The organism is Xanthomonas fragariae (genome assembly GCF_017603965.1).
Lineage (GTDB): Bacteria > Pseudomonadota > Gammaproteobacteria > Xanthomonadales > Xanthomonadaceae > Xanthomonas > Xanthomonas fragariae_A.
Genome location: NZ_CP071955.1, coordinates 716,899 through 739,420 on the forward strand (window position 1 = coordinate 716,899; position 22,522 = coordinate 739,420).

Genomic DNA, 22,522 nt, shown 5'->3' on the forward strand with positions numbered 1-22,522 from the left:
CGTTCGCAGCGTTCTTTCACGTACCACGGATGCATGGCAGTTGCCGCTGGGCCATCCCGGCCCGGCTTCGCGTGGGAGAGAGCAGCATGAACAAGCATTGGACTGGGGGCATCGCCGCAATGGCGTTGCTGGTGGCATCTGCGTCGGCGGTGGCGGCCGCTTGTAGCAAGACCTACGAACGCATCCCCGGCTGGGATGGCGCGCCGATGGGCGCCCTGGTGCTGGTGCCTCAGGGGCAGGGCAGCAGTCCGTTTCCGCTGATCGTGATGCCGGCCAGCTGGTCGTTACCCAACCTGGAATATCTGGGCCGCGCCAGCCAATTGGCCAGCGACGGCTACGTGGTTGTCAGCTACAACCACCCGCGGTTTCTGGAATTCGGCCGGGCAGATCGACATCGCCGGCGCGGACACCGTGCAAGACGTCAGCGCGGGGATCGACTGGGCGCTGGCGCATACGCCGGCAAACCCGAACGCGATCGGCGCGTCGTGTATTTCGTACGGGGTGGGCATCAGCCTGCTGGCCGTCGAGCGCGACCCGCGCATCAAGGCGGTGGCCGCGCTCAGTGGCTGGGCTGATCTGGAGGCGTCGTTGCATTCCAATCGCACCGTCAGCCAACAAGGGGTCTGGTTGTGGGTCGGTGCCGGCGCGTTGAACGGGCGTCCCGGCCCGAATCTGGCGCAGATCGGCGCAAGGGTTGCCATCGGCGATTACGACGGTGCGGTGCAGGCCTTCCTGCCGTGGGTTGCCTTGCGCAGCCCGGCCACCGATGTGGCCGCACTCAACGCGCGTGGCACTGCCGTGCTGCTGGGCAATGCCTTCAACGACGGCTTAGAGCGGCTAACAAAACGACTGCGTTCACCGCCAGACGGGCGCGGCCGGTGTTCGAATCGGCATCTACCACGCGTACACTCTAGTTCCTCCGCGCCGTCCGCACCCACCTGACGACTGCTCGCTACGTTTTGTTAGCCGCTCTTAGCGTTGCAAGCAACGCGTTGGTAACAGCAAGTGTCGGTCGCGTCTGGACCATCGTCGATCTCCCTGGATGGATGGCGCACGTGCGCACAAAGCATGCACGTGCCCGGTGCGGGGCTGGGCCGCATGTCGGGGAAGCCTTGCATGCGGATGTGCCGCGCATTTGCCGCTGCACCCCAATCGCTGGCATGCGCTGATTGCGATGTTGCAGCTGTTGCGAAGCGGACGGTAAAGCTGTCAGTTCTCGACGACGGCAGGCGTCACGCTCACGGGGGTCTCCACCTTGTGCTGCGGCAGCGACGCCAGCACCGCAGTGCGAAACCGCGCGGCAAACGCGGCGTCGTTGGCTTGGTAGAACGCGCGCGCATTGGCTGACAACTTGTCCAGCTGCGCCTGCGGCATCGCCAGCGCGGCTTCCACTGCGCTGGCGATGCCCGCAGCGTCCACGTAGTAATACGACGCCAGACGCCGCAGGCGCACCTCGGCCACTGGGATCAGCACGCCGTGCTCTGGCCTGACCAATTCGTTCATCGGCTCGCCGTCGGTGGCTAGCGTCACTGCTCCCACGCTCAGCGCTTCCATCAGGTAATGGCCGAAGCCTTCGGCCTCGGACGGACAGATATGGAACAGATGCGCGTTCTGCAGCCGACGCAGTTCGGCATCGTCGAGGTAGCGAACGCGGTGATCGATATTCGGCGCCACCACCGGCCTGCCAGCGGTGCGCGGGTTCTGCACCACCGTCAGCGGCGGCCATTCCGGATGCCGCTGCCAGGTCTCCAGCAGCACGCGCGTGCCCTTGGCGGTGCTGCGCCCGGCCAGATGAAAGAACGCGCGATGACGGGGCACTTGCGGGTCGTACCGATCCGGGCTGCTGAAGCCGATAAAGCGCGTAGTGCATCCCAGGCTGCGGAAGATCCGCTCGGCGTGATGGGTCTTGCACAGCACCGCATCGAAGCGCGGCAGCAGCGGCAGCCACTTGAGCAGCAGCCATTCCGGATTGGGCACCAGAAGGTTGATCCGACCCAGCGGCAGGCAACGCGCATATACACGTTCGGAAAAGATCTGCAGCGGCACACGCCCGAACAGCGCGCGGCTGGCCCACAGGCGGGCTTCGCGCCCGGTGTCCTGCAAACGCTGGCTGGTGAATCCCATTTCCTGCACCGGCACGCCGCCATCGCGCAGCGTTTCGGCCATTAGCACCATGTCACGGGTCAGCCCCACGCCGTTATCGCGGCTGATCACCCGCATCATCGGAAACGGCTTGTCATGCGTGCACACGCCATTGCAGGGGCGGAGCGTCGATGCAATGGTTTCCTGCGCGATGTCCCGCTCTGTCATGTTGCGTCACACGTGTGCCGATGGTTGACAAATTCGATCATTATTGATGAGTGCTTCAGCCTTGCAACTGCGAGCACCATGTATCCGCTAGCCGCCACCCTGCGCAAGCTGATCGGCGAGTTCCTCAGCGCCCACGGCTACCAGGTGGACGTTGCCGGAAACGCGGCGGAGATGCGCAATAGCATTTCGCAGCGCCGCCCGGACCTCATCGTACTCGACGTGATGATGCCTGGAGAAGACGGACTGAGCGCTGCGCGGCCCTGGCCAGTGAGCGCGGTTCACCTGCGGTCATCATGCTCAGCGCGCTAGGCAACGACACCGACCGCATCATTCGGTCTGCAAGTGGGCGCCGACGATTACCTGGCAAAGCCCTGCAATCCGCGTGAATTGCTGGCGCGGGTGCGCGCCCTGCTGCGCCGCCATCTTCATCAATCTGTCCGATGGGGAGTTCGCGCTGCTGCGTACCTTCGTCGAACATCCGCAGTGGGTTCTGAGCCGCGACCAGTTGCTGGACGACACCCGCGGTCGCGACACCGATGTCTACGATCGCGCCGTCCACAGCCAGATCAGCCGCCTGCGCCGCAAGATCAACGAACGTGTCCATACCGAGTTGATTCGCACCGTCCGTAACGAAGGCTACATGCTGCTGCCTGGCGTCTCGCGCTTGTGAGCAAACCGGCACGTCGCGGGCTGTCGATCTTCGACCGTACCTTCGTGTTGCTGGCGGTGGCGCTGCTCACGGCCCAGGCGGTGGGTATCGCGTTGCTGGTGATGCGAACCCCTATCTACGAGCCGCCGGTGCACCCGCCGGAGGTGGTGGCGCTGCTGTCCACGCGCATGCCGGCCGGCACCCAGATCCTGGTGGAGAGCGTGGTCGACAACGCCACCGACATCGGCGCCGAACTGCTGCCTGGTCCGGCGATCACCCTGGATGGCGACCCTCTGGCATTGCGCCGCGCGGCGATGAATCTACTGGAAAACGCCTTGAAATACCGCAAACGCGCACGCTTGCAGCTGCAGCGCGATGGCGAAGACGGCGTGCTGTGGATCGACGACGACGGCTCCGGCATCGACTCTACGCAATGCGAACAAGTGACGTGGCGCGCCGTTATCAGATGTACGCAGACTGCGCGCCCGGCTCGGCATGCACACGTGAGACCTGCAGCACGGAGCATCGGCCGCTAATCTGCTCGGTGGAATGATGCGTCTGGATCCGCGTCCGGCGCGGTTGTGCGCGCCTGCTGGTGAGCACAGGCGTTTTGATCGATGCTCGTAGAAGGCGCCTGAGGTGACGACCAGCCCCCGCTCGTCGTCTCTCCGGTCGGTCGAAGAGCCGGAAAGCCGAATCGCCGCATGCGCACGATGCAGCGTGATCGGCGATCACCGCCCGAATCCACACCTGTGGAGACAGCAACGTGCCCGAGATCAGCAGCGCTCTACGACCGCTGCCGGCAACACGTGCTCAGTACGCGAACGAGCGGAACACGCGATCGACATCGCCGTTCCATGCACCGTGATAGAGCGCCAGCTTGCGCTCGGCGGCGGTGACGCCGCTCTCGGCGATTTCGGCAATTACGTCCAGAAAGCCGGTTTCATCCTGACCGTCGCGATTCAGGCGTGCACGCCGACGCAGACCTTCGCGCGCGATGTTGACTGCCTCCACCGCCAGATCGCGCGCGGTGCCCTTGCGGAACGGCAGGCCGAGTGCGTGCCTGGGCACGCCGTCGCGCAGCGCATGGCGCTCGGTCGTGCTGAAGTCCTTGACCAGATCCCAGGCCGCATCCAGCGCGGTGTCGTCATACAACAGGCCCACCCAGAACGCCGACAGCGCGCACAGACGATCCCAGGGGCCGGCATCGGCGCCGCGCATTTCCAGATACTTCTTCAAGCGCACTTCCGGGAACGCGGTGGTCATGTGGTCCGACCAATCGCGCAGTGTGGGCAATGCCCCCGGCAATGCAGGCAGCTTGCCCTGCATGAAATCGCGGAAGCTCTGCCCGCTGGCATCGACGTAGACGCCGTTGCGGTAGGAGAAATACATCGGCACATCGAGCAGGTAATCGACGTAGCGCTCGTAGCTGAAACCATCGTCGAACACGAAATCCAGCATGCCGGTGCGATCGGCGTCGGTATCGGTCCAGATGTGCGAGCGGTAACTCAGATAACCGTTCGGCTTGCCTTCGGTGAACGGCGAATCGGCGAACAGCGCGGTGGCGATCGGCTGCAGCGCCAGCGATACACGGAACTTCTTCACCATGTCCGCTTCGGTGGCGTAATCCAGATTGACCTGCACCGTGCAGGTGCGCGTCATCATGTCCAGACCGAGCGAGCCGACCTTGGGCATGTAGTTCTTCATGATCTGGTAGCGGCCCTTCGGCATCCACGGCATCTGGTCGCGACGCCATTTCGGCTGGAAGCCCATGCCGAGAAAGCCCAGCAGCAACTCGCTAGCCACCTGCGCCACTTCATCCAGATGGGTGCCGGTTTCCACGCAGGTGTGATGCAGGGTTTCGACTGCTGCGCCAGAGAGTTCCAGCTGCCCGGCCGGCTCCAACGTTACCGACGCGCCTTCGCGCAGCAGTGCGATGGTGTGGCCGTTTTCCTGCACCGGCTCCCAACCGAAACGGGTCAGCCCGGTCAGCAAGGCCTCGATGCCGCGCGCGCCTTCGAAGGTGGGCGCGCGTAGATCATCGAGCTGGAAGCCGAACTTTTCGTGCTCGGTCCCGATCCGCCAATCCGCGCTGGGCTTCTCGCCGGAGGCCAGCACCTGGACCAGTTCCGCGCGTTCGGTGATCGGCGTTTCGACGACGTAGCTGGGACTCGACAAGGACAGGCTCGCAAATGTGAAGGGGTGGAGCGATGTGGGGAGACTCCCCTGCCACCGCAAGGCCCGCACTATAACCGCCCGGCGGGAAAGGATTGGCGACACGGCCGTGGCGTGAGATTTATACCAACAGAGCCGGCAGTCGATCGCAGCGTCGGCGTGATCTGAGCCCACCTCGCCAGGATGCGTGCAAGGCAACATCGCCAAACTGAGCCCTTACGGTTCGGCATCCAACGTACCCGTCGGCGCGCGCAAACGCAGACAGCGAGCCGAAGTCCGTCGCCGCTCACGCCGCATGCATCGGCGGCCCGAGCCCCCACCACCTGCTGCACGGCATCACTCGGCCGCGGGCGCTTCCAAGTCCAGGCCCAGCCAGCCAGCCACGATGCTGCGCAGTTCGTCCACGCCCTGGCGCGATTGGCCGGAGTAGGTCTGTACGGTCACGCTGTCGCCGAAGCGGGCGGAGAGCTCTTTGTGGACCTTCTGCAGGGTCTGCATCTGTTGGCCACGGCCGAGCTTGTCGGCCTTGGTCAGCAGGCCGTGCGCGGGCAGGCCGCGTTCGGCCGCATAGCCCAGCATCTGCAGGTCGTAATCCTTGAGCGGGTGGCGGATATCCATGACCACCACCACCCCGCGCAAGGCTTCGCGGGTGCGGAAATAGCGGTCGATAAAGGCCTGCCAGTGCGCCTGCAGGTCCTGCGGCACCTTGGCGTAGCCATAACCGGGCAAGTCCACCAGATAGCGCTCGGGCTGGATCTGGAAGAACACCAGCTGCTGGGTGCGGCCAGGCGTCTTGGAAACGCGGGCCAGTGCATTCTGGCGGGTCAGCGCATTGAGTGCGCTGGATTTTCCGGCGTTTGAGCGGCCGGCGAAGGCAACCTCGTAGCCGTCATCGTCGGGCAATTGCCGGGCGTTGTGGGCAGACAGGTGGTAGCGGGCTTGTTCGATAAGGAGCGACATCCCCCTAGGATCGCACGTTCGGGCTTGGCGGTTTTGCTGCACTGTTCGTTGACCCTGGCGCAAAGGCGTGTCGATAATCCAAGCACGCCTGCCACAGCTAGCACCCAACGCGCGCGGGCCGGGTCCATACGGAGCTTTAGCTGATGCGCCATGCTCGTGTGCTTGTCCTCGCCACTCTCGCCGTGTCGGTCATCGCGGTCGTGGCGTTTGCGCAATCGGCGGTCACGCCGGTCACCGATCCGCCGCCCGTGCGCGTTGCGCCGCTGGAGGTGGACCTGTCCAAAACCACCTGGGGCGACGCCAAGGCAGGCCAGACCAAGGCCGTCGCCTGCGCGGCCTGCCACGGCCAGGATGGTAATCCGGCGGCGGCCATGTACCCACGCATCGCCGGGCAAACCGAGCGCTACGTGGCGCATCAGGTCGCGCTGATCGCCAGCGGCGAGCGCACCACCGGCATGTCTGCGGTCATGGTGCCGTTCGTCAGGGACCTCACTGCGCAGGACATGCGCGACCTGGGTGCCTACTTCGCCACCCAGAAGTCGTCCGCCGGGGTCGCCGACGATGCGGTGGTCAGCGACGGGCCGTATCAGGGCCTGAAGTTCTACGAGGTCGGCGAAAAACTCTACCGCGGCGGCGACATCGCGCGCGCAGTGCCGGCCTGCATGGCCTGCCACGGCCCGTCCGGCAGCGGCAATCCGGGGCCGGCGTATCCGCGCCTGGGTGGCCAGCATGCCGAGTACGTGGCACGGCGGCTGAAGGAATATCAGGCAGGCACCACCCAGGAGCGCAATCCGGCGCTGTTCAATATCATGGCGCAGGTGGCGCGCCCGCTGACCGAGCAGGAGATCCAGGCGCTGGCCAGTTATCTGCAGGGTCTGCACGACCGCGCCGACGATGCGGCCGCCGCACGGGCACCTGCCGGGACACCCGCACGCTCATGAGTTGACTGCCGCAGCTGCCACACCGTTTCACGACGCCGGTCCCGCGACCGGCGTCGTCGTTTCATCCCCCCTCGCATCCCCACGGAGCCCGCATGAATCTGCTTTCCCGCCTGTCCCTGCTGTTATTGAGCCTGGTGCCGCTGGTGGCCTGTGCCATCGACAAGAATGCGCCGCCGGTCGAAGGCGAGGACTATCTGCTGATCGACGACGGCCAGCCGTACGCCCCGCTGGCCGGCAAGATCGAAGTAGCCGAAGTGTTCGGCTACACCTGCCCGCACTGCGCGCATTTCGAGCCGGTGCTGGACGCCTGGGTGGCCAAGCAGCCGCCGTATGTGCGCTTCACTCCGGTGCCGGCGGCATTCGGCGGCTCCTGGGATGCGTTCGCGCGCGCCTACTTGGCCGCCGACATTCTGGGTGTGGCCAAGCGCAGCCATCGCGCCATGTTCGATGCGATCCACGAAAAGCAAAGCGTGCCCTCCCAGAACGTGGCCCCGGAAGAACTGGCCGCGTTCTATGCCGGTTACGGTATTGCGCAGCAGCGCTTCATCGAGACCTTCAAGAGCGAAGCGGTGGACGCCAGACTCAAGGCCGCACGCGAGTTCGCGCTGCGCAGCAAGATCCCCGGCACGCCGGCCATCATCGTCAACGGGCGCTATCTGATCGGGGCGCGCAATTACCCCGACATGCTGCGCGTGGCCGACTACCTGATCGCCCGCGAGCACGCCGCGCCGGCCAAGCGCTGAACCCCAAACGGCCACCGACTGCCGCCCGTGGCATCATGCGCCCCGCGGCCGCCCGGCCTTTTCCTCGTCCCACGCTGGAGATCCAATCCGATGAAGACCCGCTTCGCCCTGACGCTGATGGCGCTGCTGCCGATCCTGGTCGCCTGCAAGGCCCAGGACGGCTCGTCCGACACCGCGCCTGCCGCCGCCCCGGCTGCCGAGACGGCACCTGCGCCGGCTGCCGCCGCCGCACCGCCTGCGGTTGGCGAGCGCGCCGCCACGCCGCCGGCCGCCGCGCCCAGCGCTGCCCCGCGTGCACCGAACGGCCCCGATCCGGTCGCCGGCACCGACTATCTGGATATCGAAGGTGGCCAGCCGTATCAGCAGGCTGCCGGCAAGATCGAAGTGGCCGAGGTGTTCGGCTATGTCTGCCCCGCCTGCAACGCGTTCCAGCCGCTGATCGGGCCGTGGAAGGCCGGTCTGCCCTCGGACGTGCATTTTGTCTACGTGCCGGCGATGTTCGGTGGCCCGTGGGATGACTACGGCCGCGCCTTCTATGCCGCCGAAACGCTGGGTGTGCAGGAAAAGACCCACGAAGCGCTGTACAAGGCCATCCACGTCGAGCAAACCCTCAAGGGCGAGCGCGGCAAGGATTCGGTGCAGGACATCGCTGCGTTTTACGCCAAGTACGGCGTGGACCAGAACACCTTCATCAACACCATGAGCAGCTTCGGCGTGTCGGCCAAGACCAACCGCGCCAAGCAGTTCGCCAAGCGCAGCAAGATCACCGGCACCCCGACGCTGATCGTCAACGGCAAGTATCTGGTCAAGGGGCAGAACTTCCCGGACATGCTGCGCATCGCCGATCACCTGATCGCGCGCGAACGCGCCACGCTGGCCAAGTAAGCCGAGCGATCGCAACGTCGTGAACGCTTCGGACTCGCGCACCCTGCGGGTGCTGACCGCCAATATCCAGGCCGGTTCCAGCACCCGCCGTTATAGCGACTATGTAACCCGCAGCTGGTCGCACGCGCTGCCGCTGGGCAGCAAGCGCACCAGCCTGGACAGCATCGCCAAGCTGGCCGGCGAACGCGACATCGTAGGCCTGCAGGAAGCCGATCCGGGAAGTCTGCGCTCGGGCTTCACCAACCAGACCCACTACCTGGCCGAGCGCGCCGGTTTCGATTACTGGAGCCACCAACCCAACCGCCGCATGGGCGGGGTGGCCTCCAGCGCGAATGGGTTGCTGAGCAAGTTGGAACCGGTGGAGGTGCAGGATCACGCCCTGCCAGGCCGCATCGGCGGGCGCGGCATCCTGCTGGCCAAGTTCGGCCAAGGCCGCGACGGTCTTGCGGTGGCCGTGGCGCACTTGTCGCTGGGCGCAAATTCACGCATGGCGCAATTGGCCTTTATCGCCGAGTTGTTGTCAGATCATCCCAACGCGATGTTGATGGGCGACTTCAACTGCGTGGCCGATCGACCGGAAATGCAGGCCTTGTATATCCACACGCGTCTGCAACCGCCGAGCTGTGTGCTGCACACGTTTCCCAGCTGGCGACCGGATCGGGCGATCGACCACATCCTGGTCAGCGACAGTCTGGTGATCGAACATACCGAGGCGATTCCGGCCGCGTTTTCCGATCATCTGGCGGTGGGTATGAATATCCGCGTGCCATCGCAGCTGCTGCGTTAGACGACGCGAAAGTGTTGCTCTCAAGAATCAGGTGCAACATGTGGATAAATCGAATGTGTGCATAAGAGGCGCTATCAAAACTACTGCGCAGTCGCCAGGCGAGCGCGGACCGCCGGGCCGTGCGCATGTCGTCGCACTGTTGCACCATCCAGGACTCACATGAAAGCTGTCGTCTACACAGCCTTTTCCCAGCCTCCCCATCTGCTGACGGTCGAAGATCCAACGCCCGAGCGTCACGGCGTGGTCGTTCAGGTCCGCGCCACGGGTGTCTGCCGCAGCGATTGGCATGGCTGGAAAGGCCATGACCCGGATATCCGGCTGCCGCACGTGCCCGGTCACGAATTGGCGGGCATCGTTGCCGAGGTGGGCAAGGACGTCACAAAGTGGAAGGTCGGCGATCGCCTCACCGTTCCTTTCGTCGGTGGCTGCGGCGCTTGCGCGGAATGCGACAGCGGCAATCAACAGGTATGCCATCGCCAATTCCAGCCGGGCTTCACTCATTGGGGTTCGTTCGCCGCCTATGTCGGGATACACAAGGCGGATTTGAATCTTGTCGCGCTGCCCGACAGCATGGACTTCGCCACGGCGGCGAGTCTGGGCTGTCGTTTCGTCACCGCGTTCCGTGCCGTCGTCGATCAAGGCAAGGCAACGGCCGGACAGTGGGTGGCGGTTCATGGCTGCGGTGGCGTGGGACTGTCCGCGGTCATGATCGCGACCGCCATCGGAGCGAACGTCGTCGCCATCGACATCTCGGACGAGGCGCTGGAACTGGCCCGCTCGCTCGGTGCTGTGGCGACCGTCAACGCGAGCCGCGTCGCCGACGTCGTCGGAGCTGTGCGAGAAACGACAAAGGGTGGCGCGCACGTGTCGCTGGATGCGCTCGGCCATCCGACCACCTGCTTCAATTCCATCGATAACTTGCGACGCCGCGGCAAGCATGTCCAGGTCGGGCTCATGCTGTCCGATCACAGCCAGCCCGCGATACCGATGAGCAAGGTCATTTCCCACGAACTCGAGATCTACGGCAGCCATGGCATGCAGGCGCACCGCTATGACGCGCTGCTGGAGATGATCGGCGCAGGCAAGCTGGCGCCCGAAAAGCTGATCGGCAAAACCATCTCCCTCCACCAGTCCATCGATGCGCTGATGAACATGGATCGGTTCGAGACAACGGGCGTGACTATCGTCACCGAGTTCTGACCGGCCGCCGCCACGCCATGCCTGCGCGCGTACGTTCCATCGATACGCATCGGCGCCGTCGGTCGTCGGTCGTCGGTCGATCCGAGGGACCGGAGGGACCGCTGCCAACGTGCGACAGGCGCACACGGGCGTGGGCCGATATATGCGTCTACTCCGCGCATGCTGCCATCACTCCCTCCTAGTCCAACGATGCGTCGAGGTCGGCGAGCAAGGTCTGCATCGATAGGTCGTTCAACGGCCTGCCAACAAGAACGACCGCTACGTCATTCGCAGCATGTGAAGAGCTGCAGGTGAAGTACCGACTGCCCACCCGCAGCGAGCGCGTTCGCCAACGATTTGAATGCTTCGCGTTGTGCAGGCCGCTTCGCAGGTGGATCGGTCAAGATGCGCGGCATGGCACCGGTCACCTTCAAGCCGGGCTCATCCGGCACAAACAGGTCTCTCCGTCGAGAGGAGCATCCCCCCAGGCAGGTCTTGAAGCAGGCTGAGCCTAGCACTAGCACCAGCGGCAGTAAGCCGCCGCTTCCACGGCCGCCCAAACGGCGACGGGTAGAGCAGGAGGAGCCTGGAACGGCACCGCAACGCAGGGCGCCCTTGCCCGTGCATGCACGACCCGGAGCACGTGGCGGCGCATGGGACGGGCGCGCCCAGCAACAGCCGGCGACTCACTCGCACCGGCTCGATGATTCCACCCACTGGCACGATACCGCGCCCGGACGGCGCCCGGACAAAATGCCCGCTGACGCCAGCGCCGCGTCGTCGCATCGGCGGCCAACGCATGGCTTGGAGCGGACGAAGGATTTTTGCCTGACCGAACAACAGCCCGATCGGGTGGCGAGGAAACGGCCGCGGGAAGAGCAAGAGCTGTATCGGCGGCCACAACAGCGGCCAAAGCATGATGGCTTGGAGCTGACGACAACGGCTCTTCGCCTGGCCGAACAAAAGCTCGACCCGGCGGCAAAAACACGGCTGCAGAAAGAGGTAGAGCGGTATTGGCGACAGTTGGATACGCCCAGCCGGCTAGCTCAGACCCACAACGCTCGCCTGTGCGTCGCCATGGCACAGGACAACGAGCTGGCGCGTCGTATGGAGTGCAAGCTGGCCCTGCCCTTTCTGGATGAGGGCAACAACGCGGAAACCAATGCGCAGCGGCTCAACAAATACCTTCAAATAATTAATAATGCAGGGCCGGCCCCAAGCTTAACGCAAGACGATCTTGATCGTTGCACCGACCTCGCGGCGGAGTATCTCTACAAGACCGGGTGGTTCAACGGTGCATCGCTGGCACAGCTGGCCCATGTGGGCAACAAGCTGAGCAAGCACCCGGACCAGCCGGCGTGCATGCAGGCAATCGCGTGGATCGCCGGACAGGTGGAGCAGACCGATGCTCGCTTGGGTCTGCATGCTCGCGAACTGGCCCTGTTACTGAACGCCTTTGCCAAGAACACCGACAGCAGCAGGTGCGAACGCGCGGCGGCTCGCCTGGCACGTTACCTGCAGCGTGAACACCGCACCCGGCAGTCTCTGAAGGCGCAGGGCATCAGCTTGGCACTCAATGCCTTCAGCAAGTGGTTCGATCACCCGGACTGCCGGTCCATGGCGCACTCGCTCGCCGCGCGGCTGGCCGACGATCGCCCTTTGCGCAACCAACTCAACCCGCAAGGCGTGGCCAACGCGTTGAACGCACTGAGCAAATGGCCCGATACGCAGGACTGTGAGGCCGCCGCCAGCGCTCTGGCCTCGCGGCTGGCCGACGAGCGCCGTTTGCGCAACGCCCTCAACTCGCAAGAAGTGGCCAACGCGTTGAACGCACTGAGCAAATGGCCCGGACGCGCGAGCTGCGGGAAGGTCATCGACGCCTTGGCCGGGCGGCTGGCTGCGGACCACGATTTGCGACAAGCCCTGGATACGCAACACGTGGCCAACGCGTTGAACGCACTGAGCAAATGGCCCGACACGCCGGACTGCAAGGCCGCCGCCCGCGCGCTTGCCGCGCGGCTGGCCCACGAGCGCCGTTTGTGCAACGCCCTCGACCCGCAAGGCGTGGCCAATGTGCTCAACGCCCTGAGCAAATGGCCCGACACGCTGGTCTGCGAGAAGGCCGCCCGCGGGCTTGCCGCGCGGCTGGTCGACGAGCGCCGTTTGCGCAACGCCCTCAAACCGCAAGAAGTGGCCAACGCGTTGAACGCCCTGAGCAAATGGCCCGACACGCAGGACTGCGAGGATGCCGCCCGCGCTCTGGCCCTGCGGCTGGCCGAGGATCGCGCCGACGATCGCGGTTTGTGCAAGGCCCTCGAACCGCAACACGTGGCCAATGTGCTCAACGCCCTGAGCAAATGGCCCGAAACGCCGGACTGCAAGACCGCCGCCAGCACTCTGGCCTCGCGGCTGGCCGACGAGCGCGGTTTGCGCAACGCCCTCAACCCGCAAGGCGTGGCCAACGCGTTGAACGCACTGAGCAAATGGCCCGACACGCCGGACTGCCAGGCCGCCGCCAGCGCGCTGGCCTCGCGGCTGGCCGACGAGCGCGGTTTGCGCAACGCCCTCGAACCGCAACACGTGGCCAACGCGTTGAACGCCCTGAGCAAATGGCCCGACACGCAGGACTGCGAGGACGCCGCCAGCGCGCTGGCCTCGCGGCTGGCCGACGACGATTCCGATTTGTGCAAGGCCCTCGACCCGCTAGGCGTGGTCCACGCGTTGAACGCACTGAGCAAATGGCCCAAAACGGAGGACTGTGAGGCCGCCGCCAGCGCGCTGGCCTCGCGGCTGGCCGACGAGCGCGGTTTGTGCAACGCCCTCGACCCGCAAGGCGTGGCCAACGCGTTGAACGCCCTGAGCAAATGGCCCGACACGCCAGACTGCAAGGCCGCCGCCAGCGCGCTGGCCTCGCGGCTGGCCGACTATGCCGGTTTGCGCAACGCCCTTGAACCGCAACACGTGGCCAACGCGTTGAACGCCCTGAGCAAATGGCCCGATACGCCGGACTGCGAGGCCGCCGCCAGCGCGCTGGCCCCGCGGCTGGCCAACGAGCGGGGTTTGTGCAACGCCCTCAACCCGCAAGGCGTGGCCAACGCGTTGAACGCCCTGAGCAAATGGCCCGACACGCCGGTCTGTGAGGCCGCCGCCAGCGCGCTGGCCTCGCGGCTGGCCAACGAGCGGGGTTTGTGCAACGCCCTCAACCCGCAAGGCGTGGCCAACACGTTGAACGCCCTGAGCAAATGGCCCGACACGCCGGACTGCGAGGCCGCCGCCAGTACGCTAGCCTCGCGGCTGGCCGACGATGCCGGTTTGCGCAACGCCCTCAACCCGCAACACGTGGCCAACGCGCTCAACGCACTGAGCAAATGGCCCGTACGCGCGAGCTGCGAGAAGGCCATCGACGCCTTGGCCGGGCGGCTGGCTACGGACCACGATTTGCGCAACGCCCTGGAAGTGCAACACGTGGCCTTGTCGCTCAATGCGTTGAGCAAATTGCTCGGAGGGGTGGCCTGTCGCCAGACAGCGTTGCTGCTCGCCGAGCGCGCAGGCTCGGCCGAGCTGCCATGGCAGCAGTTCTCCATGCGCTGGCTCGCCGTGGTGGGCAACGCGATATCCCGTCTGCTGCGGGTGGACGACGAGGAAGAGTTCCAGACCTTGGGTGGTGCCAAATTGCAGGCGCTGGCCGGGCACCTGGAGCTGCGTCGCGAGCGCTTCGCGTCCGCCTCGGTCTCGGAGATCGGAGTGCTCTTCAAGGCCCTTTCATCGGCGCAGCTTCATCGCCAGATACGCCCCCTGGCACGACCAGCGCTGGAGCGGGTCGCAGCGCTCATGCACGACGATGGATTACGCGAAACGAACCTCGAGGGGCTAGGCAGCCTGTGCATGGGCCTGCTGCCGCTGATCCGCAGTCCGGAGCTGACCCCTCGCCATCGCGGTCACGCCCTGCGCGTATTCAACACGTTGCAGCCGATCGTAGCGCGCAAGATCGACTCGTACCTCACAGTCGGTGGCTCACGTGCATCGGCCCAGACCGAACAGCACGCCACGCGTTGCCCGGCGTTGACGTTCTTCCAGGTGCTCAAGACCTACGCGGTGGTGAGCCGGCAATGGAAGCCGCGCCACCTCGAAGGCGCGCGCCAGCAATTGCGCCAGCGCCGCGAGCAGCTGGCGCAATGGGTCGACCAGACGCTCGAGCGCACGCGCGAGGCCATCGAGGCGGACCTCGGCGAGATGAGCTGGAACCTGATCGCGCAGATCGAGGCGGGCGACCAGGTGTTCGACGCCCTGGACCGGCGCATGGCCAAGGAGGCGCCAAGGATCGCGCAGGCCCATCCACCGAGCCGCTTCGACCTGGGCGCCGGGCGCCTGGGCATGCGTTCGGCACCCGGCCAGCCCGTCGTGCCGGCACCCGGCATTGGCAGCACCACCCACATCGTGGTCGATCTGCGTGGCAAGCAAGTGTCGACCAACGCGGCCGAGACGGACAAGCCTTACTCGCTGTTCACGCGGCTGACGGGCCTGCCGCTGGTGGAGGTTCAGCTGCCGGGATCGATTTCGACGTTCATGCTCGCGCGCACGCTCACCTACCAGGACGAGCCCTGGCGCTTCGACATGTTCGGCGGCAGCCGCGCCACGCGCGGCAACATGAGCCGCCCCGCCGATCTGCTGTCCGGCGCCTCTGCATCGCCGTCGCTGCTGCCGGCGATCCGCTATGCCGACACCGTCCCGGGCAGCAGCCTGATGAAGCTCATCGCCAAGCTGGCCCCGCAGCGCGAGGACTGGTCGCGCATGCAGCGCTCGCTGCTGGAGATGGTGCCGAGCGACCACGTCGTGGAGGGCACGCTGCGCCTGGGCTTTTTCGACGACGTCAGCGGCCCTGCGCACCCGTTCAAGCTCACAGCCCCCGACGGGCGCCCCCTGGCGCTGTGCCCCAACGATGGCTGCGGCTTTCTGAAGCTGGAGGTGGCCCTGCGCATCCCGGCCTTCCGTGAGCGCGTCTGTGCCTGGGAAGCGGTGCAGGCCGGCCGGGCCAGCCAAGCCCAGCGCGACCTTCTGGCCAAGGACAAGGGACCCACGCGGCTGGCACCGCAGGCGCTGCAGCACTTCCCGCGCGACCAGGCGGCGCTGCAAGAGGCGCACGAGGCGATGCGGCGCAGGCTGCAGGCGCTGCCGCCCAAGCTGAGCCAACTGGCGCTGTACGAGCTGGCCACCAGCGGCGGCTACGAGGGCCAGAGAATCCGGGCGGTGCCCTCCGCCGACAACAAGGTGCACCTGCCGCGCGAGCGCAGCGGCGCCTTCGATGCCGCCGGCGGCGCCTTGCTGGTCGGCAAGCCGCCTTACGACAAGGAGAACCTGCTGCCGGTGCCGCAGGCGCATGTCGCTACCGCAGCGCAGGGCGATGCCACGGCCGAGTTCCTTTCGCAGTCCTTCGGCATCCAGTACAGCTACACCGGCTTCGACGACAGCTCGGGCGACGCAGCCGGCAGCGGCCCGGCGATGCTGCACAGCAAGGGCATGCTCATCGTGGTGCCGGCGCGGAACTGGCCGGCGCAGTTCGCCGACGTGGACCTGGCCTGCTCCAAGGAAGATCTCAAGACCCTGTCGCGCTGGACGGCCGGACGCGACCGCGGTGCCGTGCCGCAGGACATGCTCAGCACCGGCAGCCTGCGGCTCAAGGACATCGTAGAACCCGGGCGCATGGGCGCCCTGCCGATCCCGGAGCTGCGCAAGCGCAACATGGACACCGACGGTGACGATGCGTTCGTGTACGCGGGCTACCCCAGGCTGGCGGAGCTGATCGCGCGCGAGATGGCCGATCGTGAGGTGCGGCGCGGCCAGCCACGCTCCTTCAAACCGCCGAAGACCGCCACGCCGGCCATCGACCCAGACACCGGCCACTACCAGCCCGGGCGGCTGTCCGAGATCATGTCGCTGCAGCGTGGCGGCCAGGTCATGGGCACGGCCAGCACCCTGGCGGCGCGCTTCATGGCGCAGCCCGACCAGCTGCGCGAGGCAATGGCGCGCAAGATGATGTTCGGTACTTACGACGGTATCGAGCGCGACCTGCGCGACGGCTTGCGCCAGGTGCTCGACGGCGAGACCACAGATCCCCGGGTGTTGTTGGGGCAACTGCGCGCCCAGGCGCGCGAAGCGATCGGACGCGCCCATATGCCAGAGGCGCGTGAAGCGGCCGAACTGCTGCACGCGCAGCTGCTTGAGCTCGAACCGGCGACGGCTCGCTCAGCCGAGGCGCCGCACCTGCCCGACGCGCTGGCTGAAGCGTTCCCAACGCTCGCCCGTGCCTACATGGCCGCGCCCGATGCCGACGCACGTCTGCGCGCCATCCTCGACAACTACCCGGTGTGCCTGTTGTCGCATGCGCAGTTCCCGGAGGGGCAACCAGGGCTCATCCCCGACGAGCCGGAACTGAGCATGCGCAACCTGTTCACTATCGCCATTAAGGTAGGAACCGATGCGCTGAAATCCGACACCGGCACAGCGCTGTTCGCCAAGATCGTGGAGTCTTGCGAACGATCCGAGCGAGCGTTCGCCGAGCGGGTACGCAGCGTGCCGTACGGCAAGACGACTGCCCGGGCCATGCACGAGGGCCGCTTCGACGCCGAGCAGACCAAGGTGCTCCTGCAGAACATGCCGACGATGGCGGCGGGCGTCATGCAAGACGCGCTGCACGCGCTGCAGCAGGCAGGCCTGATCGACTCGCCGCCACCGCCGGCCGAGCGCCTGCGCGCCGTGAAACACGAGGACATCGTGCGTGCGACCGAGGCCCTGCTCACACGCGCCAGAGAGATGGAGCCCGTGGTCACCGACATGCTGACGCGCGCCGCCGAGCTCCATGGTGGGCGACTGGAGGGAATGCGCCATCAATTCAAATCGCCCGGCTCGCTGGTGGAAAAATTCGAGCAGCAGATAGCTTTGAAACACAAGACCCTGGAAGAAGCGGCCGCTGGCATAAACGACGCCCTGCGCTATAGCGTGGTACTGGAGCCGCGGCACTTCACTGCCGGCCTGCGCGGCATGCTGGCCTCTCTGGACGATCAGGGCCATGTGCGCGTCAAGCTGGTCAACTTGTTCATGCGGTACCGGCAGGCATTCAAGGCAGTCAACGTCACGCTGCGCAGCCCCGAAGGCGCGCTCTGGGAGATCCAGTTCCACACGCCGGACACCTTCAAGCTCAAGGAGCAATTCCACGACCTGTACAAGGACAGCTTTGCGCTGCAGCTTCGGGGCGTCTCACAGGCCGATCAGCGCGAACTGCAGGCGCCTGCGCAGGCGGCCTTCAGCGGGGTGAATGCGCCGCCGGGCTGCGAGGAGATCGACGATTGGGAATAAGCCCTGCCTTGAACCGACGGTGGCGATCGTGGACCTGGGCGATCGCGGGCGCGAGGTCGATGGCGTGCAGGTCCTGCATCGCGGCAAGGCCAAGACGCTGACGCGACGTGATACGCCCAGGGTTCCGTAGACATCTCAAGGCCATGGAAAATGGCAGATTCGGAGGTGTCCATGAGCAGCAAGCGGTATACGGATGAGTTCAAGATCGAAGCGGTCCGACAAGTGACCGATCGTGGGTTCAAGGTGGCAGAAGTTGCCGAGCGACTGGGTGTGACCACGCACAGCCTCTACGCCTGGCTACGCAAGTTCGGCAAGCCTGGCGTGGTGCAGCGCGCCGAGGCGGACCAGAGCGCCGAGGTTCGGCGTCTGAAGGCAGAGTTGCGTCGGGTTACCGAAGAGCGCGACATCCTAAAAAAGCCGCCGCGTACTTTGCCAAGGGGTAAAGGCAAAGTACGCGTTCATGCAGGCCCATCGCAGCGAATTCAGGCTGTGCGCGATGTGTCGGGTGTTGCGCGTCAACCGGGCGGGTTATGACGCCTGGTTACGCTCGCCCGACAGTGAGTGCGCAAAGCAAGACCAACGCCTGCTGGGAGTGATCAAGCACCACTGGTTGGCGAGCGGCAGTGTGTATGGGCATCGCAAGATCGCCCAGGATCTGCGCGATCTGGGTGAGCGTTGCAGTCGCCATCGGGTGCATCGGCTGATGCGCACCGAGGGACTGCGTGCCCAGGTGGGCTATGGTCGCAAACCGCGCTTCCATGGTGGGACGCAGGGAAAGGCGGCGGCCAACCTGCTTGACCGACAGTTCGACGTGACGAAGCCGGACACGGCCTGGGCGAGCGATTTCACCTTCATCCGCACGCAGGAAGGCTGGATGTATCTGGCTGTGGTGATCGATCTGTTTTCCAGGCAGGTCGTCGGCTGGGCGATGCGCGATCGGGCCGATACCGAGTTGGTCGTGCAGGCCTTGTTGTCTGCGGTCTGGCGGCGCAAACCCAGCGCTGGTTGCCTGGTTCACTCGGACCAAGGGTCGGTCTATACCAGCGATGACTGGCAGAGTTTCCTGGCGTCCCATGGCTTGGTGTGCAGCATGAGTCGGCGTGGCAACTGCCACGACAACGCACCCGTGGAGAGCTTCTTCGGCCTGCTCAAACGCGAGCGGATCAGGCGGCGGATCTATTCCACCAAAGAGGCCGCACGCACCGAGGTGTTCGACTACATCGAAATGTTCTACAACCCAAAACGCCGTCATGGTTCAACTGGCGACCTGTCGCCTGCAGAGTTCGAGCGGCGCTACGCGCAACGAGGGTCTTGAGTGTCTACGGAACCCTGGGCGTATCAGTTCACGGCATCTGCTGTGCCGTGTGCTTGATCCGTAGTATTTCTACGGTTCGGGCCTCAGTTAGCACCCGGTAAAACACGATGTAGTTACGGTGAGCGACCAGCTCGCGAACTCCATCCGGCAACCCTGGGCGTCCGGTACGTCCTAGCTCTGGATGCTGGGCAAGCGGGGTGGTTTTGTCGCGTAGCTCCTGGCCGAAACTGCGCGCTCTGGTGGGATTGTCTTTGCCGATATAGCGGACGATCGCGCGCAGATCGTCACGGGCCTTGGGCCGCCACTCGATGCGATAGTGGGTGGGGTACTTCGCCATAAGTCAGTTGACCGACATGCTCATGCCCGCTTCCTGCGAGCCGGCTTGTGTTCGGCCTCAAGCGCAGAAATGTCGGCGTCCATTTCGGCCATCACTTCGTCGTGCGACAGGTTAGGCCGAGGATCTTTGATAGCGTCGCCAATCTCCAGTGCCAGCCAGTGGGTGTAAGCGGCAGCCTCGTGCGCCTTGCGCATCGCTTCGGAGCGACCACGGGTGCCGGCTGTTTCCAGCTTAGCGTCGGGGTTCCAAGCGCTCGCGTCGAACGCTCCTACCGTGATGCCGATATCGAGCAACACATGCAGGGCGGCGGCTGGATTGCCAAACTTGCGCGGCTCGGTGCTGCGCGCTTTCGCCAACACGGCGGCCGGACCGTTCCGCGTAGCGATCTGGACGAAGAACGCGCCGCCCTCCCCTTTCAGGGTGACGCCAGCAACACCGCCGGATGCCTTGGCGACGCGAAGCTGTTCAATAGTCATGCTTTGCATGTTGTCCCTCGTCAATCATGTTCATATTAAGTAGGTTGATTGTGCATAATTTATGGATGACGTGCAAGGCGTCTGGCGGTCCGAAAACGTTCGTTTTGTAGACTGATACGCTCAGGGTTTCCTAGACATCTCAAGGCCATGGAGAATGGGAGATTCGGAGGTGTCCATGAGCAGCAAGCGGTATACGGATGAGTTCAAGATCGAGGCGGTCCGGCAAGTGACCGATCGTGGGTTCAAGGTGGCAGAAGTCGCCGAGCGACTGGGCGTCACCACGCACAGCCTCTACGCCTGGCTGCGCAAGTTCGGCAAGCCTGGCGTGGTGCAGCGCGCCGAGGCGGACCACACCGACGGTGCCAATCCTCAATCCCTGCCGACCCTCTGGTCGACCTGGCCTGCCTGCAGGCGTGCGCGAGCTGGTCGTGCATCAGAATTAGTCGCCCCTGAAAAACCCCAACCGCCCAACGACCGCAAGGCCTTGATGTCTGCACCGGCGTGCCAAAACTACCAGTGTTCGCTACGCTGAAGGCTGGTTTCTGGCAATTTTCACTCATGCGTACACGCCGTCCTGCTGCCGAGCACATGCCCGCCGAGGAGTTGTTGCGTTCGCGCCTGGAGAACCAGATCGATCTGCGTCATCCGCTGGCGCAGCTGAGCCAACGGATGCCGTGGACGGCGTTGGAGCAAGCACTTTCATCGCGCTTGCCGGCCACCCAGGCCGGTGGCGGTCGGCCGGCATTGCCGGTGCGGCTGATTGCCGGTTTGCTCTACCTCAAACACGCCGACGACCTGTCCGATGAAGCGGTGTGCGAGCGTTGGCTGGAGAATCCGTACTGGCAATTCTTCACTGGCGAGGTCGTGTTCCAGACGCGCTTGCCGTGCGATGCCAGCTCGCTGACGCGCTGGCGGCAGCGCCTGGGTGAGGCCGGGATGGAAGAGCTGCTGGCGCACACCATCAACGCCGCGCATGCGATGCAGGCGGTGGACGCACGCGAGTTGTCGCGGGTGATCGTGGACACCACGGTGCAAGAGAAGGCGATCGCCTATCCGACCGACAGCCGTTTGCTGGAGGTAGCACGCAAGAAGCTGGTGTTACTGGCCAAGCGGCACGGCATCGGATTGCGGCAGAGCGACGCGCGGCAAGGCCTGGCCTGAGCCGCAAGGCAGGTCGGTATGCGCATGCGCGCCAGTTCAAGCGCATGCGGCGCGTGCTGCGACGTCAACGCACAGTGCTGGGACGGCTCATGCGCGACATCCAACGCAAACTCGATCAGGTAAACACCGGCGTGCGCGAGCGCATCGCGGTCTGGCTGGAACGTGCGCAACGGCTGTACACGCAGCGTCCGAAGGACAAACAAAAACTGTACGCATTGCATGCCTCGGAAGTGGAATGCATCGGCAAGGGCAAGGCGCGTCAAGCGTACGAATTTGGCGTCAAGGTCGGCATTGCGGTCACCGCCTGCAAGGGATTGGTCGTGGGTGCGCGCAGCTTCCCGGGCAACCCGTACGACGGGGATACCTTGGCCGAGCAGCTGGAGCAGACACGCGGGTTGCTGCAGGATGTGCGCGTAGAACCGACGGTGGCGATCGTGGACCTGGGCGATCGCGGGCGCGAAGTCGATGGCGTGCAGGTCCTGCATCGCGGCAAGGCCAAGACGCTGACGCGACGGCAATGGCGCTGGATCAAGCGACGGCAGGCGGTGGAGCCGGTGATCGGACATCTGAAAGACGACTGCAGGTTGCCTCGCTGCAGGCTGAAGGTGCACAAGGCGATGCGCTGCACGTGCTCGGCTGCGCCGCTGGCTACACCCTGCGCTGGCTGCTGCGCTGGATCGCGTTTTTGCGTGCCTGGAGGCGGGCGATGGGATGGTCGTCATTTAGCGCCGTGCCGCTGTCACCGACGGCACTTGGCGCTTGAAGGGGATTTTTCAGGGACGACGACGTAGTTGTCGCAGATCAGATGCACGTCCAGATGCTTGGGGACGTTCGCTTCGATGTCCCTCAAGAATTCCAAGAACTCCTGATGGCGTCGCTTGGGCTTGCATTGCACAAGTACAGTGTCATTGGACCACGCCAAGCGCCGCTAACACCTTGGTGGTCACGCTGTACAGGACTTGCAGCAGCATGGCGCGCATCAGTTTCTCTGGCGCGATGTCGGGGCAACCGCCCTTGACGTCGGCCTCGTGCATTGCAGAGAAGCGAACATCCATGTTGGCCAGCGCGTCGTTGACCCACTGCTGGATCGGGCGCAACGGGTGCTCGGATAGCACGAAATTCTCCACCTTGACGCTGGTGAACAGCGTCGCGTTGTATCCGTCTGCTCCTCGCATGCAGCCATCAATCCTTATCCAACGATGCGTCCATGGTCGGCAGCAGCAACGCCTGCGTCGATAGGTGTTTCAACGG

At 65.1% G+C, this 22,522-nt stretch carries 12 protein-coding genes, 1 other RNA gene and 6 pseudogenes; 13 read left to right on the forward strand and 6 right to left on the reverse strand.

What is annotated here, in order from left to right:
- Positions 1–86 precede the first annotated feature (86 nt).
- Positions 87–831, forward strand: a pseudogene (locus tag J5I97_RS03385) (CocE/NonD family hydrolase); the annotation flags it as partial.
- A gap of 61 nt (positions 832–892) precedes the next feature.
- A non-coding RNA gene (locus tag J5I97_RS03390) (sX9 sRNA) lies at positions 893–968 on the forward strand.
- Positions 969–1,209: 241 nt separating this feature from the next.
- Here J5I97_RS03390 and J5I97_RS03395 read toward each other — a convergent pair.
- Positions 1,210–2,310, reverse strand: a complete 1,101-nt coding sequence (locus tag J5I97_RS03395) for a glycosyltransferase (RefSeq protein WP_208589082.1) — start codon at positions 2,308–2,310, stop codon at positions 1,210–1,212.
- Between the two features lie 78 nt (positions 2,311–2,388).
- Here J5I97_RS03395 and J5I97_RS03400 point away from each other — a divergent pair.
- Positions 2,389–2,980: pseudogene (locus J5I97_RS03400) on the forward strand (response regulator).
- 185 nt (positions 2,981–3,165) lie between these two features.
- A pseudogene (locus tag J5I97_RS03410) lies at positions 3,166–3,405 on the forward strand (ATP-binding protein); the annotation flags it as partial.
- Positions 3,406–3,772: 367 nt separating this feature from the next.
- On the opposite strand, the gene J5I97_RS03415 reads toward J5I97_RS03410, so the two are convergent.
- Entirely contained in the window at positions 3,773–5,137 is a 1,365-nt protein-coding gene (locus J5I97_RS03415) for a glutamate--cysteine ligase (RefSeq protein WP_208589083.1), read from the reverse strand.
- Between the two features lie 333 nt (positions 5,138–5,470).
- Positions 5,471–6,094 (reverse strand): ribosome biogenesis GTP-binding protein YihA/YsxC, encoded by a 624-nt coding sequence (gene yihA, locus J5I97_RS03420; RefSeq protein WP_208589085.1) that lies wholly within the window; start codon positions 6,092–6,094, stop codon positions 5,471–5,473.
- Between the two features lie 143 nt (positions 6,095–6,237).
- Here yihA and J5I97_RS03425 point away from each other — a divergent pair, with 143 nt between their 5' ends.
- The 7 genes from J5I97_RS03425 to J5I97_RS03460 all read left to right on the forward strand — a co-directional run bounded on the left by J5I97_RS03425 (position 6,238) and on the right by J5I97_RS03460 (position 19,297).
- Entirely contained in the window at positions 6,238–7,035 is a 798-nt protein-coding gene (locus J5I97_RS03425; protein ID WP_208589087.1) for a c-type cytochrome, read from the forward strand.
- Positions 7,036–7,127: 92 nt separating this feature from the next.
- A complete protein-coding gene (locus tag J5I97_RS03430) occupies positions 7,128–7,778 on the forward strand; it encodes a thiol:disulfide interchange protein DsbA/DsbL (protein ID WP_208589088.1) in 651 nt (216 codons plus the stop codon).
- 90 nt (positions 7,779–7,868) lie between these two features.
- Entirely contained in the window at positions 7,869–8,663 is a 795-nt protein-coding gene (locus J5I97_RS03435; RefSeq protein ID WP_208589089.1) for a thiol:disulfide interchange protein DsbA/DsbL, read from the forward strand.
- A gap of 49 nt (positions 8,664–8,712) precedes the next feature.
- The gene (locus J5I97_RS03440) at positions 8,713–9,450 is read left to right on the forward strand and encodes an endonuclease/exonuclease/phosphatase family protein (protein WP_208591535.1); all 738 of its coding nucleotides are present in this window, start codon (positions 8,713–8,715) and stop codon (positions 9,448–9,450) included.
- A gap of 159 nt (positions 9,451–9,609) precedes the next feature.
- Positions 9,610–10,650, forward strand: a complete 1,041-nt coding sequence (locus J5I97_RS03445) for a zinc-dependent alcohol dehydrogenase family protein (protein WP_208589090.1) — start codon at positions 9,610–9,612, stop codon at positions 10,648–10,650.
- Between the two features lie 600 nt (positions 10,651–11,250).
- Entirely contained in the window at positions 11,251–17,982 is a 6,732-nt protein-coding gene (gene xopAD, locus J5I97_RS03450; RefSeq protein WP_208589091.1) for a XopAD/skwp family type III secretion system effector, read from the forward strand.
- 171 nt (positions 17,983–18,153) lie between these two features.
- A protein-coding gene (locus J5I97_RS03460; protein WP_208589092.1) for an IS3 family transposase occupies positions 18,154–19,297 on the forward strand; the annotation gives its coding sequence in 2 pieces (ribosomal slippage) (positions 18,154–18,401 and positions 18,400–19,297; 1,146 coding nt in all).
- A gap of 28 nt (positions 19,298–19,325) precedes the next feature.
- On the opposite strand, the gene J5I97_RS03465 is transcribed toward J5I97_RS03460, so the two are convergent.
- Both J5I97_RS03465 and J5I97_RS03470 read right to left on the reverse strand, forming a co-directional pair.
- Positions 19,326–19,634 (reverse strand): type II toxin-antitoxin system RelE/ParE family toxin, encoded by a 309-nt coding sequence (locus J5I97_RS03465; protein WP_208589093.1) that lies wholly within the window; start codon positions 19,632–19,634, stop codon positions 19,326–19,328.
- 20 nt (positions 19,635–19,654) lie between these two features.
- Positions 19,655–20,110: a hypothetical protein gene (locus tag J5I97_RS03470; protein ID WP_345776697.1), complete on the reverse strand. Its 456-nt coding sequence runs from the start codon at positions 20,108–20,110 to the stop codon at positions 19,655–19,657.
- 175 nt (positions 20,111–20,285) lie between these two features.
- On the opposite strand from J5I97_RS03470, the pseudogene J5I97_RS03475 reads away from it, so the two are divergent.
- Both J5I97_RS03475 and J5I97_RS03480 read left to right on the forward strand, forming a co-directional pair.
- Positions 20,286–20,459: pseudogene (locus tag J5I97_RS03475) on the forward strand (transposase); the annotation flags it as partial.
- A gap of 209 nt (positions 20,460–20,668) precedes the next feature.
- Positions 20,669–22,034 (forward strand): annotated as a pseudogene (locus J5I97_RS03480) (IS5 family transposase).
- Between the two features lie 172 nt (positions 22,035–22,206).
- On the opposite strand, the pseudogene J5I97_RS03485 reads toward J5I97_RS03480, so the two are convergent.
- A pseudogene (locus J5I97_RS03485) lies at positions 22,207–22,446 on the reverse strand (IS5/IS1182 family transposase); the annotation flags it as partial.
- Positions 22,447–22,522: the final 76 nt, after the last annotated feature.

Coding starts and splice junctions, on each gene's coding strand:
- J5I97_RS03435 (WP_208589089.1), top strand. CDS start 7,869: ATGAAGACCCGCTTCGCCCTGACGCTGATGGCGCTGCTGCCGATCCTG.
- J5I97_RS03465 (WP_208589093.1), bottom strand. CDS start 19,634: ATGGCGAAGTACCCCACCCACTATCGCATCGAGTGGCGGCCCAAGGCC.
- yihA (WP_208589085.1), bottom strand. CDS start 6,094: ATGTCGCTCCTTATCGAACAAGCCCGCTACCACCTGTCTGCCCACAAC.
- J5I97_RS03430 (WP_208589088.1), top strand. CDS start 7,128: ATGAATCTGCTTTCCCGCCTGTCCCTGCTGTTATTGAGCCTGGTGCCG.
- J5I97_RS03445 (WP_208589090.1), top strand. CDS start 9,610: ATGAAAGCTGTCGTCTACACAGCCTTTTCCCAGCCTCCCCATCTGCTG.
- J5I97_RS03425 (WP_208589087.1), top strand. CDS start 6,238: ATGCGCCATGCTCGTGTGCTTGTCCTCGCCACTCTCGCCGTGTCGGTC.
- J5I97_RS03470 (WP_345776697.1), bottom strand. CDS start 20,110: ATGACTATTGAACAGCTTCGCGTCGCCAAGGCATCCGGCGGTGTTGCT.
- J5I97_RS03395 (WP_208589082.1), bottom strand. CDS start 2,310: ATGACAGAGCGGGACATCGCGCAGGAAACCATTGCATCGACGCTCCGC.